The organism is Parabacteroides sp. AF27-14 (assembly GCF_003635425.1).
GTDB lineage: Bacteria > Bacteroidota > Bacteroidia > Bacteroidales > Tannerellaceae > Parabacteroides > Parabacteroides distasonis.
Genome location: NZ_QTLZ01000011.1, coordinates 95,436 through 109,272, shown reverse-complemented (window position 1 = coordinate 109,272; position 13,837 = coordinate 95,436). Strand labels below are relative to the sequence as shown.

General features: G+C 45.7%; 13 protein-coding genes and 2 tRNA genes. 8 read left to right on the top strand and 7 right to left on the bottom strand.

Going from position 1 to position 13,837, the window contains the following annotated elements:
• Positions 1–19: 19 nt before the first annotated feature.
• The 3 genes from DWY79_RS12985 to DWY79_RS12975 are packed head-to-tail and all read right to left on the bottom strand — an operon-like array spanning position 20 to position 2,526.
• A complete protein-coding gene (locus DWY79_RS12985; RefSeq protein ID WP_008772089.1) occupies positions 20–925 on the bottom strand; it encodes a CDP-alcohol phosphatidyltransferase family protein in 906 nt (301 codons plus the stop codon).
• A 22-nt stretch (positions 926–947) separates the two neighbouring features.
• A complete protein-coding gene (locus DWY79_RS12980) occupies positions 948–1,811 on the bottom strand; it encodes a hypothetical protein (protein ID WP_121961896.1) in 864 nt (287 codons plus the stop codon).
• A gap of 16 nt (positions 1,812–1,827) precedes the next feature.
• Positions 1,828–2,526 (bottom strand): NDP-sugar synthase, encoded by a 699-nt coding sequence (locus DWY79_RS12975; protein ID WP_005856716.1) that lies wholly within the window; start codon positions 2,524–2,526, stop codon positions 1,828–1,830.
• Positions 2,527–2,875: 349 nt separating this feature from the next.
• On the opposite strand from DWY79_RS12975, the gene DWY79_RS12970 reads away from it, so the two are divergent.
• Together DWY79_RS12970 and DWY79_RS12965 are read left to right on the top strand one after the other, a co-directional pair.
• Positions 2,876–3,121, top strand: a complete 246-nt coding sequence (locus tag DWY79_RS12970) for an RNA-binding protein (RefSeq protein WP_005856718.1) — start codon at positions 2,876–2,878, stop codon at positions 3,119–3,121.
• Between the two features lie 123 nt (positions 3,122–3,244).
• Positions 3,245–4,483: a hypothetical protein gene (locus DWY79_RS12965; protein ID WP_034531243.1), complete on the top strand. Its 1,239-nt coding sequence runs from the start codon at positions 3,245–3,247 to the stop codon at positions 4,481–4,483.
• Positions 4,484–4,582: 99 nt separating this feature from the next.
• Here DWY79_RS12965 and xyl3A read toward each other — a convergent pair whose 3' ends face one another.
• Entirely contained in the window at positions 4,583–7,189 is a 2,607-nt protein-coding gene (gene xyl3A, locus DWY79_RS12960) for a xylan 1,4-beta-xylosidase (RefSeq protein ID WP_122369455.1), read from the bottom strand.
• A 206-nt stretch (positions 7,190–7,395) separates the two neighbouring features.
• On the opposite strand from xyl3A, the gene DWY79_RS12955 reads away from it, so the two are divergent.
• Positions 7,396–8,226 (top strand): DUF5032 domain-containing protein, encoded by an 831-nt coding sequence (locus tag DWY79_RS12955; protein ID WP_005862134.1) that lies wholly within the window; start codon positions 7,396–7,398, stop codon positions 8,224–8,226.
• Positions 8,227–8,352: 126 nt separating this feature from the next.
• Positions 8,353–9,108 carry a NigD-like protein gene (locus tag DWY79_RS12950; RefSeq protein WP_005856726.1) on the top strand — a complete coding sequence of 252 codons (756 nt, stop codon included), beginning with the start codon at positions 8,353–8,355 and terminating at the stop codon, positions 9,106–9,108.
• A 143-nt stretch (positions 9,109–9,251) separates the two neighbouring features.
• On the opposite strand, the gene DWY79_RS12945 is transcribed toward DWY79_RS12950, so the two are convergent.
• The 3 genes from DWY79_RS12945 to DWY79_RS12935 form a co-directional block, all read right to left on the bottom strand.
• Positions 9,252–9,334, bottom strand: a tRNA-Tyr gene (locus DWY79_RS12945).
• 19 nt (positions 9,335–9,353) lie between these two features.
• Positions 9,354–9,427: transfer RNA gene (locus DWY79_RS12940), tRNA-Thr, on the bottom strand.
• A gap of 148 nt (positions 9,428–9,575) precedes the next feature.
• Positions 9,576–10,223, bottom strand: coding sequence for a superoxide dismutase (locus tag DWY79_RS12935; RefSeq protein ID WP_005862137.1), 648 nt, complete (start codon positions 10,221–10,223; stop codon positions 9,576–9,578).
• 196 nt (positions 10,224–10,419) lie between these two features.
• Between DWY79_RS12935 and DWY79_RS12930 the strand changes: the two genes are divergently transcribed.
• The 4 genes from DWY79_RS12930 to nhaD all read left to right on the top strand — a co-directional run bounded on the left by DWY79_RS12930 (position 10,420) and on the right by nhaD (position 13,831).
• On the top strand, positions 10,420–10,959 hold the full coding sequence (locus DWY79_RS12930; RefSeq protein WP_005856730.1) for a pyruvoyl-dependent arginine decarboxylase: 540 nt from the start codon (positions 10,420–10,422) through the stop codon (positions 10,957–10,959).
• Between the two features lie 107 nt (positions 10,960–11,066).
• Entirely contained in the window at positions 11,067–11,543 is a 477-nt protein-coding gene (locus DWY79_RS12925; protein WP_005856732.1) for a PaaI family thioesterase, read from the top strand.
• A gap of 28 nt (positions 11,544–11,571) precedes the next feature.
• Positions 11,572–12,417 carry a deoxyribonuclease IV gene (nfo, locus tag DWY79_RS12920; RefSeq protein WP_022192129.1) on the top strand — a complete coding sequence of 282 codons (846 nt, stop codon included), beginning with the start codon at positions 11,572–11,574 and terminating at the stop codon, positions 12,415–12,417.
• A 4-nt stretch (positions 12,418–12,421) separates the two neighbouring features.
• Positions 12,422–13,831, top strand: coding sequence for a sodium:proton antiporter NhaD (nhaD, locus tag DWY79_RS12915; protein WP_048927343.1), 1,410 nt, complete (start codon positions 12,422–12,424; stop codon positions 13,829–13,831).
• Positions 13,832–13,837 lie beyond the last annotated feature (6 nt).

Genomic DNA, 13,837 nt, shown 5'->3' with positions numbered 1-13,837 from the left:
CGAATGGGGTAAAAAAACGTTATAACTGTTTGCTGAAATCTTCACAAATATGCTCATGCTTTTTGATCATATAGAGCAACATCGAGTTTAATACGGTCAGCTCGAATACGAAATACAGCCAAGGCATGTCGATGAAAAGGCTGACAAACAAAGCGATCACCCGGGTATTGAATGATAGCATATTTGTATATTTCATTAATGGCAGGCTCTTTGTTCGAAAAGCCTTACGGAACCATTCCGGCGCTTGTCCGTTGTATTTCTCACGGATGATGTTCATCATGTGTTGGAATTTAGGTGTCCATGCTTCTTGACCTACCGTATAATTAATGTAGAAGGTCTCGAACAATTTATAGATAAAGTCATGTTTCCAACTCATCTTCTTATAATTCTCCTTCAATAGGGGAGAGTGGGAGAGCTCGCTACCCGATTTACCTTTCAAGAACAACAAGTGAATATTGCGATAATAATCCGCCATGGCCGCTTGCTTGCTATGGAAGAATCCCGTCGTAGCCGCCAATAGCCAGATCCATATTCCCCATTCCGGCGTGAGGCGTAAGCAGATTGCCGCGTAGATAGCGATAAACCAGAAATCGCCGGCGGCACCGTCCAAGATACGTCCCAAGGCACTTTTCTGTCCGGTCATACGGGCCAATTGTCCGTCTGCGCTATCATATGAGTTTGCCCAGATTAACAGTAACATGCCGATCACGTTGATAGCGAGGCTCTGGAAATAGAAACAGATACCTGCCGCTATGCCGATAAAGATGCTGGCGATCGTGATGCTATTGGGCGATACTCCCAATTTATTAAAGAACAAAGCCCATTGGTAACCAATGGGACGATAGAAATGAATATCGATAAACTCCTCGGTGTCCAGAGATTTTAAGGTTGACTCCAGACTGGGAGTAGACTTAGTCTTACTCATGATTGATTTTGTTAAAACGATTTTAGATGTGTTCTCGCATAAGATCCCAGATGCGACGTGCGATGTTTGGCGCCGCTTCTTCCCGGCAAGGGGCGAAACTGGGCCAATCGTTGAAATCGATAATTCGCATGACACCATCCTCGGAGACGATACAATCTCCCCCGTATATATGCACGTTCAATACCTCGGCTGCCTTGTGGCAGAGCAGACGAAGCTGCGCTTCGTCGAAGGGGATCCCCTTCGCTGTACCATTGATAACTTCTAAGCCAAATTTACTATGATGCATGTTCGATGGATAGAACCAATAAAAGAAATCGGTTCCAGCTACCCCGTAAAATTTCACCAAATCGCCTACCAGATGCTCATTGATTACCGCCGACGGGATACCACGGATAGCGTATTCCTTCAGTATGCTTCTCGCCTCTTCCGGGTTTCTCACGTAGGTGACGTCTTCCCGGTGGATAGCGTGGAAATCTCCCCGTTTGATCCAGCAATTAAAGAAACCGGCTTTCTCAAGGGCTTCTGTCGGATCCTCATCTGTCCGTAAGATTAAGCTTTCCGGATGGGAGATATGATTGGATAATAGGAGGCGGGTCATTTTCTCACGGGTACAATTCTCGATCCCGTAACCCGAGTTCACCACGAAATAATTTTTATCCTCTAGTTCTTGCAGCTTATGGATGGACTTCCAGTCTCTTACCATATTAAAGATACCCTTTTCCTTCGGGTCTTGTAGCAGCAGATCCGATTCGATATATTCGTTTACATCGCATCCCAATTTTCGTAAATGCTGGGCTGTCAAGGCGAAGATCGCCGCATCGTTGCCGATATGATTGGGGGAGAATTGATTTCCTCTGCGGATACCTGCTAAAGTTAATTTACTCATTGTTAGACAGTATTCTTTATGACTTTAAAAATGATTCGGCTTTCAAAATGTCATCGGCGTGATCCACGTCGATGATCTTGCTGAAAGGATAGGCCTTTAGCCTCAACCCCTCGGCGATGAGCTGCCGTTGATAATTGCGCATTCTCGACATTCCCTGCGAGATGGCGTTGTTCAATACACCCAGAGCCGGACGCCTCAAGCAATAGATACCTCCCGATATGTAACGGCAATCACCGTCTGCCTGATCTAGGAAATTCCGGATGTAAAGTTCGTTGTCTGTTTCTACATATAAGGGTTTCTCGTCATCAATAAAATCAGTGACGGCCATCAATCCGTCCAGTTTATCCTCTTGGATGAACTGTTGGATATAGCCGCTGAACTCTTCTTCCTTGAAGATCGTGTCTACAGTAGTTAAACAAATCTTATCACCGTCCAGATAATGACTCAGCTCGTAGAAGCTGTGCATAGAGCTGGGGGTGGATTTTACCAACAGGTAAAAGGGTATAGGTAGTCGCAGGGCCTTCAGGTAATCCTGTACCTCGGTCATCTCCTCGTTTACGATGATACTGATAGAGGTAGCGTTATTTTTCAAAAAAACGTCTATCAACCGGTCTATCAAAGCGACACCGTTGAGTCTAACCAGAGGCTTTGGCCACTTAACACCTTCTTGCGCCAAGCGGGAGCCTTCGCCGGCGGCAATGATCGCGTAATCCATAACTTTTATTAGTTCAAATAATAATTTCGCAAAGTTACGAGATTTCTGAGATAGTTTTAGGCTATATCGTTGATATAATTGGTCAAAATTTCTATAAATTAGGACTATTTGACTAGAACAACAAAGACGTTATAAAGAGCTTGAATGTTTTTTTGAAAATAATTATCGTTTTATAGTTGCTAATTCAAATAGAATGCTTTCCTTTGTGCCATGAACAAAAGATAGTTTGTATAGCTCTTTTATCTTTTAGCATTTATTCATCAGCGATGATAATACTTTCTTTTAGAGATTGACTTCACCAACCATCCTTGTTTTATTATTAATTTTTATTTTTTTATATCATTTTCGTATGAATATTTACATTGGAAACCTGAATTATCGGGTAAGAGAATCAGACTTACAACAGATTCTGGAAGAGTATGGTGTTGTAGACTCAGTTAAAATCATTGTTGACCGTGACACAAAACGTTCTAAGGGCTTCGCTTTCGCTGAGATGCCTAACGCTGCAGAGGCTCAAAAAGCTATCGAGGAGTTGAACCAAGCTGAGTACGAAGGTCGTCAGATGGTTGTTAAAGAAGCTATCCCTAGACGTTAAATTTTAGAAGAAAGAAATTTTTAAAATAAGACGAAAAAGCGGGGAAACGAGGTGAAAACTTCCGTTTCCCCGCTTTCTTTTTTCGGTGTATTTTGTTTATGTTCGCGAGAAATTTTAAGAGTGATGAAGAATATAGGTGTTAGGAGTCTCATTGTGGGTCTTTGCTTGATGGGATTGGGGAGTTGGTCTCCCTCGCTGAAGGCGCAGATCGCGGATCGTGTCTATAAGACGGATTATCATATCGACCCGGAGAAGGCCCGGGAGTTGTCCGTGGAGTTGGATAATATTAGCTTCTTCAAGGATAACGAGTATACGGGTAAATTTACCAAAGGGTATTCGTTGCCGGGGCTTTGGGTACAAGGCAAAGCGGTTTATTATCCCTTGCGGAATATCAAGTTGGAGGCGGGTGTCCATATGTTGATCTATCATGGGGCGAATAAATATCCGAGCATGGCTTATCAGGATATCGCTTATTGGAAGGGAGACCAATACCAAAAAGGGGTACATGTGTTGCCCTATTTCCGGGCGCAGATGGCCCTCTCGGATCATGTGAACATCGTGCTGGGAAATATTTACGGCGCTTCCAACCATAATTTGATAGAGCCTCTTTATAATCCGGAGTTGAATTTGACCTGCGATCCCGAGGCGGGCTTGCAGTTGTTGTATGACTCGAAGGCTTTCGACTTGGATGTGTGGGTGAACTGGCAGAGCTTTATTTTCCGGGAGGATGTGCATCAAGAGGCGTTTACCGTCGGGATCTCTTCGCGGCTAAAGTACAACGACCCGGCTTCCCGTTTCCATTTCTATACGCCGGTGCAAGGATTGGTGCAGCATAGGGGAGGCGAGATCGACACGATCTTCAACAATTCCGTGCAAACCTTGATGAATGGCGCGATCGGTGTCGGAGGTGTATGGAATACCGGACATCGTATTTTCAAGAACTTGAACGTGGAACTGGATGCTACCGGTTATTATCAGCAAGCGGGAGAGATATGGCCTTTTGACAGCGGATATGGCTTGTATGCCCGTGCTTCCGCCGATATCTATGATTTCCGGGTGAAAACGTCGTATTGGACCTGCAAGGATTTCATCTCTATGTTTGGTAGCCCGTTTTTCGGGGCGGCCTCGATGATTGATGAGGGGGTTACGTTCGACCGTCCGCAAATGATCTATCTGGGGGTGGAATATTCCCGGCAACTAGCGAAGGGTTTCTCGATAGGGGTAGATGTGGACGTTTTTCATCATCTCTCCGGAGATATGAATGATGCGGATGGAGTAAAACAACCGATGGGAAGCGCCACGAGTTTTACGGCAGGGGTTTACATGCGTATCAATCCGTCTTTCTTGATTAAAAAATTCTGATCATTACCTTCATAGAAAAACACAGTAGTATTCGATTGTGAATACTACTGTGTTTTTCTATGAATACTATTGTGTTCAGCCGTGAATACAATAGTGTTTTTATTCAATTACTAAATCAATCTTTTTCAGTGTCTTATCGTCCGAGGAACCTCCATATAGGATTTGGTATTTACCCGGGCGAACCTCCATGGTCTGCGTATTGTCATTGAAGGATTGGAAAGCTTTCGGTTCCAATTGGATGCTAACCGGTTGTTCGCTGCCAGCCTTCACGTTCACACGTTTGAATGCTTTCATCGCTTTTAGCGGTCCGGCAGGATCGTTCGGGTTCTTGATGTAGATCTGAGCGACCTCGTCACCATCCATCTTGCCTGTATTGGCGATATCGAAGGAGAGGGTAACCGATTCGTTGGAAGCGATCTTATCCTTTGATAACTTGGCGTTCTTATAATCGAATGTCGTATAGCTCAAGCCATAACCGAACGGATAAAGCGGAGTCTGCGTCATGTAACGATAGGTACGGCCTTTCATGCTGTAATCTTGGAAGTCCGGAAGCTGGTCTACGGATTTATAGAACGTGATCGGCAAGCGTCCGGCCGGGTTATAGTCTCCGAATAAAACGTCGGCCACGGCTGTTCCACCTTCTTGTCCGCCATACCAAGCGTTCAAGATAGCGTTTACATGATCGTTCTCCCAGTTCAATGCCAATGCGCTACCCGTACATACCACGTATACCACAGGCTTTCCGGTGGCTACCAAGGCTTTGACCATTTCCTTCTGTACGGCCGGGATCTCGATATTCGTGCGGTCGCCTTTCCGGAAACCTTCAGCGTCTACTGGCATTTCCTCACCTTCCAGACGTGGAGAGATACCACCTACGAATACGATGACATCAGCGTCTTTAACCTTGCTGGCCGTAGCTTGGAAATCTACGGGTGTGCGTACGCCTACCGTAAAGTTCAGATCAGCGCTACCCGTGCGTTGCATGTATTCGATCTTTATGGGATATTTCTCACCTTTCTTAGCGTTTAGCGTATAGAGTTTTTCCGCTCCATATTCGTTTTCCCATACCTCGGCGACTTTAGCCGTATCGATATACAGGCGGAATGCGTCGTTTCCGGATAGTTTGAACTCGACAGGACCATCTATCGGAGACTCGAATTCACCCGTAAAGCGAGCCGTGAAATTCGTCAAGTTCACGTTCGGGGCGAATTGGGTGTTACCTCCAGTGGTATAATGAAGCTCTTTCGCTAATCCCTTGTAGGCGGGGGTACCCTCGAACTCGGTATTGTTGAAGAATTCGGAGGCGAAACCCTGTCCCGCCGTGGAAGATACGTGGCTACCTAGGTCTGTCACGACAAAATCGGCGGTATGGTTGCAACCCAGCTCGTAGATAACCTCTGCGTTCGGGACTTTATTGCGGATACCTTCCACGATCGTAACGGTCTTGCTAGGGAAGCCATTGTAGTTGGCCCATAGCATGGTAGAGTCCGCCGCGTTCGGTCCTACTACGGCGATCTTCTTGATATTCTTGTCCAAAGGAAGCATATTATTCTTGTTCTTCAACAAAACGATACTTTTACGTGCCATATCCAGTGCCTTGGCGATATGCTCCGGGCTCTCGACTACGCTGTAAGGTATTTTAGAATAAGGAACCCGCTCGTCCGGATCGAACATACCTAGCTCGAAGCGACCTTTCAGCAGGCGGCGTAAGGATACGTCCAGATCTTTCTCCGAGATCTTACCGTCGGCCAAGGCTTTGTTTAGCGCACGGTAGCTACCGCCACATTCTAGGTCGGTACCGTTCAATACGGCGTCGGCGGATGCGCTCTCAGCGTCCGGGTGCGTCTCATGGCGAGGCGTATTCTTGTCTTTTCTCCAGAAATCATCGATAGCACCGCAGTCGGAGAGGATGATATTGTCGTATCCCCAGCTATTACGCAAGATATCGATCAATAATTTGTCGCTGCTACAGCAAGGTTTGCCCTCAAAACGGTTATAGGCGCACATTACCTCTTGTACATCGCCCTCCTTAACCAATGCCTCGAAAGCTGGAAGGTAGGTCTCGTACAAGTCACGAGGGGTAGCTTCTGTGTTGAATTCGTGGCGGTTCCATTCCGGGCCGCTGTGTACGGCGTAATGCTTGGCGCAAGCGTGTGTCTTATAATAATTAGGATCATCGCCTTGCAATCCGCGGGTTACGGCTACGCCCATCTTCTCGGTCAAGTAAGGGTCCTCGCCATAGGTTTCCATACCCCGTCCCCAGCGAGGGTCACGGAAGATATTGATATTCGGGGTCCAGAAAGTAAGACCTTTGTAACGGTCGTACTCCTTGTCTTTCTGGTATTGGTGGTATTTGGCACGGGCCTCGTCGCTGACCATCGTGAAGGTCTCGTGAACGGCGTTATCGTCGAAAGTAGCCGCCATGGCGATCGCTTGCGGGAATACGGTCGCACGTCCGGCACGAGCCACGCCGTGAAGAGCCTCGTTCCACCAGTCGTAAGTCGGGATTCCCAAACGCTCGATGGCGGGGGTTACGTTCATCATTTGGCCGATTTTCTCCTCCGGTGTCAGTCGGGATAGTAAGTCGTCGATACGTTCTTCCAAGGGAAGATCCGGATTCCGGAAAGGGTAATCTTGTTGTTTTTCACTACAAGAGGCGGTGAGTAGGAGGGTGATCATCGCTACTGTCAGTTGTTTCATTTTCATGTTATTAAATTTTAGATATTGTTTATCTTACATTATTACTTATTGTAAACTATTTTAAGATAGATCGTTATCTTTGATATTGATGGAGCAAAACTACGATTTTAGAAGCATTTTTTCAAACAGGAACACTTAAAATAGGTTACTTTCGTGGTTATTCATTTAAAAGCCCTACTTTTGCCGTAACAGATTAAAAACACGAAAGAATGATGAAGAAGTATCTATTTTTGTTACTAATAGGGGCCGCTAGCCTGACGGCCTGCGGAGACGATGACGATCCCGTTGTTCCGGAATTGAATAAGCTAACGAAAGTTTCTTGTTATAAAGACGGAGCTTCAAGCCCGCTTTTTACCGCTGATATCAATTATATGAATGACGGGAAAATATCGAGTATATCTTTCCATGGAGATAAAGAGTTTCGTCTTTTCTCTTCTGACAACAAATATTTGATGATAGATATCTCTACCGGGGACGAACTAGGAGAATATATATTAAGTGGAAATGTGATCACGGCAAAGAACGTCTTGAGGAAAAATTCGTATGCGAGTAATGAGGTCTATGTGAGTGATGAATATAAGTATGGTTATTCCGGATCTAATCTGGTGTTGACCTCATGGGTAGCTCGTTGGCCGAAAGAAGACGGTCAAGGGTATGAGAGTGAGGATTACAGGGAATATGATAAGTTTTATTGGGAAAACGGGAATGTGGTAACTTTTTCTCGGAATCAGGATCGGATGGAGTATGAGTATAGTACGGTGGAGAGGCCTGAAAATTATCCTCTACGTGTGATCGGCTCTTTTGCTCCGGTTGATTTTGAAGCTGTGACTCCCTTGAACCTATTATATGGTGTTCAGAACCGGAATCTTCCGATCCGTGCCTACACCTATACGATCCCTAACCAGAGCGAGGTGAAAGCTGAGTACAAATACACCTATACCACCGTGGGAGATTATATAATGTGTATGACTATCGATGAGAATGACGGAGGAACCGCAAGCTCTTATAAGTATACTTTCGAGTATAATTTCGCCGTGAAGTAAGGAGACATGCCTTGTTTGGTTTAATTAACATACGCATATGCAGCATTTCCGCCCTAAAACGCATTTCTAATTTTATAGAATTAAAAGGTTGATTAGTTTAATTGATAAACTTAGAAAGGAAGTATTATGAACGGATTCTTTAATTTTAGGAAATTAGTTGTAGGTGTAATGGCGGCTACTTGTTTTATGGGATTTCAATCTTGCTTGGACGATGATGATGATTATCCTTACAGTAAAGTGTTGCCGAATGCGTTGGTGACGGTTAAGCCGGTCGATGATGGTTCATATTTTCTTCAATTGGATGATAGCACGACCTTGTTGCCTGTCAATATGACCTCTTCTCCCTTCGGGCAGAAGGAGGTGAGAGCGTTGGTGAATTTTGACGAGACGAACGAGTCTAGCGGAATTTACAGCAAGGCCGTAAATATTAATTGGATCGACAGTATCCTTACAAAACCAATCGCTCCGGATTTGGGGGTGACTAGCAACGATTCGATCTATGGCTCCGACCCTGTGGAGATTGTGAACGATTGGGTTACCATCGCCGAGGACGGATATCTGACACTCCGTTTCAGGACGATCTGGGGAGACCGCAATAAGGCTCATTTTGTAAACCTACTGACAGGCAAGGACCCGGAGAATCCTTATGAGGTAGAGTTCCGCCATAATGCTTATGGCGATGTATATGGCGCATATGCGGATGGACTGGTCGCTTTTAAATTGGATAGCCTTCCGGATACGAATGGTAAGACGGTTAAGTTGAAATTAAAATGGAAGTCATTCGATGGCGATAAGTCTGTGGAATTCAATTATTGTTCACGCAAGTCTACTCCGGCAAAAGCATCCATAGCTGCCGAGAGAAGCGCCTTAAATTTGAAATAGGTCGGTTTGATCGTTTAAATAGATGGGGATTTGGCAGGGAGTGAATCTCCCTTGCTTTTTGAAAGTTCTTTCCTAGTGATAGGGAAGGACTTTTTTTATGGATAGAAACAAAAAAGGACTCTAAGAAGAGTCCTTTTTATTCGTGGGCAGTGATGGATTCGAACCACCGAAGGCGAAAGCCAGCTGAGTTACAGTCAGCCCCATTTGGCCACTCTGGTAACTGCCCATTCCAATATATTTTCTTGAGCCTCTTGTCGGATTCGAACCAACGACCCCGAGATTACAAATCACGTGCTCTGGCCAACTGAGCTAAAGAGGCATCTGTTATTCGTTTGCGGGTGCAAAGGTAGTAATAATATCTTACGATGCAATAGCTGGAGGTATTTTTTTTCAAAAGGGAACGAAAAAAGCCGTCCGGGAAAACTCCCGGGCGGCTCTTCTCTACACGTAACTTACATCAAATTAAATCAATATCTCTTACCAACGGTTTCCCAGTCGATAATCCCCCACAATGCGTTCAAATGATCCGCACGGCGGTTCTGGTAATCCAGATAGTAAGAATGCTCCCATACATCGAATCCCATGATCGGAGTCAATCCCTTAACGACCGGGTTACTACCGTTGGGTTCTTTGGTAATTGAAAGTTTGCCGTCTTTATCTTTAGCCAACCATACCCATCCTGAGCCGAACAAGCCTGTACCGGCAGCCACGAACTCTTTCTGGAAGTTCTCGAACGATCCCCACGTAGACTTGATAGCCTCGGCTAGCTTACCCGTAGGCTCGCCACCTCCGTTCGGGGAGAATTGGGTAAAATATAGATTGTGATTCAATACTTGGCCGGCATTGTTGAAAATGGCTCCGTCAGACTCACGAACGATCTGCTCCAGCGGAGCGTTCTCGAATTTCGTGCCCTCAATCAGCTTATTAAGGGTATTTACATAGTTCAATAAATGTTTTCCGTAATGGAAATCAATTGTTTGTTTGCTGATAACTGGTTCTAAACCGTCGTTTGCGTACGGTAACTGGATTAACTCGAATTTCATAACTTCTTCTTTTTTATCTGTTATTTGACTATTTGTGATCATTAATAATAAACTTAAACATAATGTAAGCATTGTCTTCTAGTTTTTTATGTTGATTTACTATATAAACAGAGCCGAGGGGATGAAAGTTCTAGGTTCGGTGATGATTTTTTAGTGAAAATATGTTTGCGGCTAAAGTTTTATAGGGAAAACTATGCGTTATATATCGCGAAAGTTTCTATTTTTGTGCGCTCTTAAGCTTTTATTAATTAGTAAAACATATTTGTAGATGGTAAAGAAAGTTGGGAATTTAATTCCAAACACCTTTTTTATTACAAAAGGAAGTGGCGAATCAGACTTGGAGAAACACGCTGGTTCTTACCACATGGCTCTTTATGACGCCGGTATCTCTGATTTTAATATCATGACGTATTCGTCAGTGATACCCGCTACGGCACATCTGGCAACCATGGATGAACTAGACCTTCCTCCATTTGGTTCGGAAATGAAAACGATCATGGCTGTATCCCATGGATATCAGGATGAGTTCGTGTCTGCTGGTGTGGTTTACGCATGGATGTATAAGGATGAGAACTTCGACGAGAAGGTTGGTGGCCTTGTGTGTGAGGTCAGCGGACGTTACCGCATCGAGGAGCTTGAGTCTCGTCTGATCCGTGTTATTAACGATCTTCATCAGAAGACGTATGGGAAGTATTATCTTGGAGAGCTTAACTTTATCACCGAGGGAATTACGATCGAGAAACGCTATGGAACGGCGTTGGCCGCCCTTTGCTTCGTGGATTTCCTTCAACCGGAGATCGAGGAATAAGTCGTGTTGAGTATTTTTTGTGATATTTATAGAGCCGGTTCCTTTCAAGAGCCGGCTTTTTTGTTAACTTTGAGCAACAAAAAACATATAAATATTGTTTTCGTGATATGAAAAAGATAATTAATCCGTGGGAAGGGCTGGACGGTTATATGTGTTTCGGTTGCGCTCCGAACAATCCGCTGGGGCTGCATATGGAGTTTTTTGAGGATGGTGACGATATCGTGGCGTTCTGGAAGCCTCAAGGTACTTACCAAGGATGGCTGCGTACGTTGCACGGAGGTATACAGACTACGCTGATGGATGAGTTGGCCGGCTGGGTGGTCTTGAGGAAGTTGCAGACCTCCGGGGTGACTTCACGCCTCGACGCCAAGTTTATGAAGAGTATCTCTACGGACGAGCCCCAACTGACGATACGGGGACGGATGACAGACCGGAAACGGAACGCCATCTTCATAGAGACCGAGATCTATAACTCGGCGAATGAGTTGTGTACCCGTGCCGAGATGGTTTATTTCATCACCCCGCAAGAACGTGCGATGGAGGAGTTTGGTTTTTGCGGGTGTAAGACTGAGGATGAACATTAGTATAAATAAAAAGAAAAGTTAGGTTATTATGAAGTATGTTGGGGCTCACGTGAGTGCGGTCGGTGGGGTTGAGAATGCCCCCGTTAATGCCCATGAGATCGGTGCGAAGGCTTTTGCCCTTTTCACCCGGAATCAGAGGCAATGGAAGTCGCAGCCGTTGAAGGCGGACAGTATCCATTTATTTAAGGAGCGGTGTGAAGCGTACGGTTACGATCCGGGATGTATCTTGCCGCACGATAGCTATTTGATCAATCTGGGGAACCCGGACGCCGAGGGATTGCAGAAATCCCGTGACGCTTTTCTGGACGAGATGACACGCTGCGAGCAACTGGGACTGAAAATGTTGAATTTCCATCCCGGAAGCCATTTGGGGAAGATGGAGGTGGATACCTGCCTGTCTCGCATCGCCGAGTCGATCAATATCACGTTGGCTCAGACGAGTGGCGTATGTGCCGTGATAGAGAATACGGCGGGGCAAGGCTCGAACTTGGGATATACTTTCGAGCAGATCGCCTATATTATAAACGAGGTAGAGGATAAGAGTCGGGTGGGAGTATGCCTCGATACGGCGCACACGCTTGCCGCCGGTTACGATATAAAGACACCGGAGGGATTTGCCGAGACATTCCGTCATTTCGACGAGGTGGTCGGTTTTTCTTATTTAAGGGGTATGCACTTGAACGATTCTAAAAAGGAGCTGGGATCACGTGTGGACCGGCACGAGAGTATCGGTAAAGGCTTGATGGGCCTTGATACCTTCCGCATGATCATGGCGGACCCCCGTTTCGACAATATGCCCTTAATCCTAGAGACCCCGGACGAGGCGCTTTGGCCGGAGGAGATACAGCTTCTATATAAACAATTAAAATCTTGATTATATGTTCATTTTAATGCCTGTCATTTTTGTCTTAGGAATCCTCGCTATTGCCTTGGAGGATAAGATCAAAATAAATAAAGCGGCCATAGCGTTGTTCATGGCTATCTCTATGTGGATGATATTGATGTTCGATGCTTACAATATTTTCGTCGAACGCTCCAGTACGATCTTTCAAGAGTTCTTGACCCAGAACCCGGAGATGGCCAGCTTGCCCCCGCATGAGCAATTTATTAATTTTATATCGAACCGTGCGATTGTTTATCATTTAGGAAACGTCTCCGAGACGCTTTTCTTCGTGATGTGTTCCATGTTGATCGTGGATATCGTGGATAAGCATGGTGGTTTTAGGGCCGTGACCGGGTATATCCGTACGCCGAATAAACGTAAGCTGTTGTGGTATATAAGTTTCGCTACTTTTTTCTTCTCCGCCTTGTTGGATAACTTGGCAGCCGCTATCGTGATCATGGCGGTGTTGCGTAAGCTGGTACCGGATCGTACGGATCGTTTGAAATATGCCTGTATGGTGATTATAGCGGCGAACGCCGGTGGCTCATGGTCGCCGATTGGTGATGTGACGACCATCTTGCTTTGGGTCGGAAAGAATATCTCGGCGATGCATCAGATCTCTCACGTATTTATCCCTGCTTTGGTTAATATGTTGGTGCCGTTGACGATCGCCCATTTCTGGTTGTTCAAGAAAGGATCTACCTTGCGTGTGTTGAGCGAGGAGGAGCAAGGCGACGAGTACATACCAGAGATACCGAACCGCTCACGTCGGATGATCTTTGTGATCGGCGTGCTTTCCTTGGCGTTGGTGCCTGTCTTCCAGATGGTGACGAACTTGCCGCCGTTCTTGGGCGTCTTGCTGGGATTGGTGATCCTTTGGTTCTATACGGATTTGATGTATAGCAAGCTGCATATGCATGAGTCCCAGAAACTCCGTATTTCCCAATTGTTGCCGAATATCGATTTGGCTACGATCTTCTTTTTCTTGGGTATCTTGATGGCCGTGGGAGCGTTGGAGACCTCCGGGCAGTTGGGCATCATGTCCGCTTTCTTGGATAAGCATGTGCATGAGCCGTATCTGATCAGCTTCGTGATCGGCGCCTTGTCCTCCTGCGTGGATAACGTAGCCTTGGTAGCTGCTACGATGGGTATGTACCCGATCGTGGAGCAGGCGGCCGACTTATCGCCTTATGCCCAGTTCTTCGTATCGGACGGTGGTTTCTGGACCTTCTTGGCTTATTGCGCCGTGACGGGTGGTAGCATCTTGATCATCGGATCGGCTACGGGCGTTACGGTAATGGGATTGGAGAAGATCGATTTTATGTATTATACGAAACGGTTCTCTATCTTGGCGTTGATCGGCTATTGTTGCGGCGCCGGTGTATATATGCTTTTATTTGCTTAAAACTTT

What these genes read in the sequence shown, in the direction of transcription:
- DWY79_RS12925 (WP_005856732.1), top strand. Translation starts at nt 11,067, where the DNA reads ATGAAAAAGATAATTAATCCGTGGGAAGGGCTGGACGGTTATATGTGT.
- DWY79_RS12935 (WP_005862137.1), bottom strand. Translation starts at nt 10,223, where the DNA reads ATGCTTACATTATGTTTAAGTTTATTATTAATGATCACAAATAGTCAA.
- nhaD (WP_048927343.1), top strand. Translation starts at nt 12,422, where the DNA reads ATGTTCATTTTAATGCCTGTCATTTTTGTCTTAGGAATCCTCGCTATT.
- DWY79_RS12985 (WP_008772089.1), bottom strand. Translation starts at nt 925, where the DNA reads ATGAGTAAGACTAAGTCTACTCCCAGTCTGGAGTCAACCTTAAAATCT.
- DWY79_RS12930 (WP_005856730.1), top strand. Translation starts at nt 10,420, where the DNA reads ATGGTAAAGAAAGTTGGGAATTTAATTCCAAACACCTTTTTTATTACA.
- nfo (WP_022192129.1), top strand. Translation starts at nt 11,572, where the DNA reads ATGAAGTATGTTGGGGCTCACGTGAGTGCGGTCGGTGGGGTTGAGAAT.
- DWY79_RS12955 (WP_005862134.1), top strand. Translation starts at nt 7,396, where the DNA reads ATGAAGAAGTATCTATTTTTGTTACTAATAGGGGCCGCTAGCCTGACG.
- DWY79_RS12950 (WP_005856726.1), top strand. Translation starts at nt 8,353, where the DNA reads ATGAACGGATTCTTTAATTTTAGGAAATTAGTTGTAGGTGTAATGGCG.
- xyl3A (WP_122369455.1), bottom strand. Translation starts at nt 7,189, where the DNA reads ATGAAAATGAAACAACTGACAGTAGCGATGATCACCCTCCTACTCACC.
- DWY79_RS12975 (WP_005856716.1), bottom strand. Translation starts at nt 2,526, where the DNA reads ATGGATTACGCGATCATTGCCGCCGGCGAAGGCTCCCGCTTGGCGCAA.
- DWY79_RS12965 (WP_034531243.1), top strand. Translation starts at nt 3,245, where the DNA reads ATGAAGAATATAGGTGTTAGGAGTCTCATTGTGGGTCTTTGCTTGATG.
- DWY79_RS12980 (WP_121961896.1), bottom strand. Translation starts at nt 1,811, where the DNA reads ATGAGTAAATTAACTTTAGCAGGTATCCGCAGAGGAAATCAATTCTCC.
- DWY79_RS12970 (WP_005856718.1), top strand. Translation starts at nt 2,876, where the DNA reads ATGAATATTTACATTGGAAACCTGAATTATCGGGTAAGAGAATCAGAC.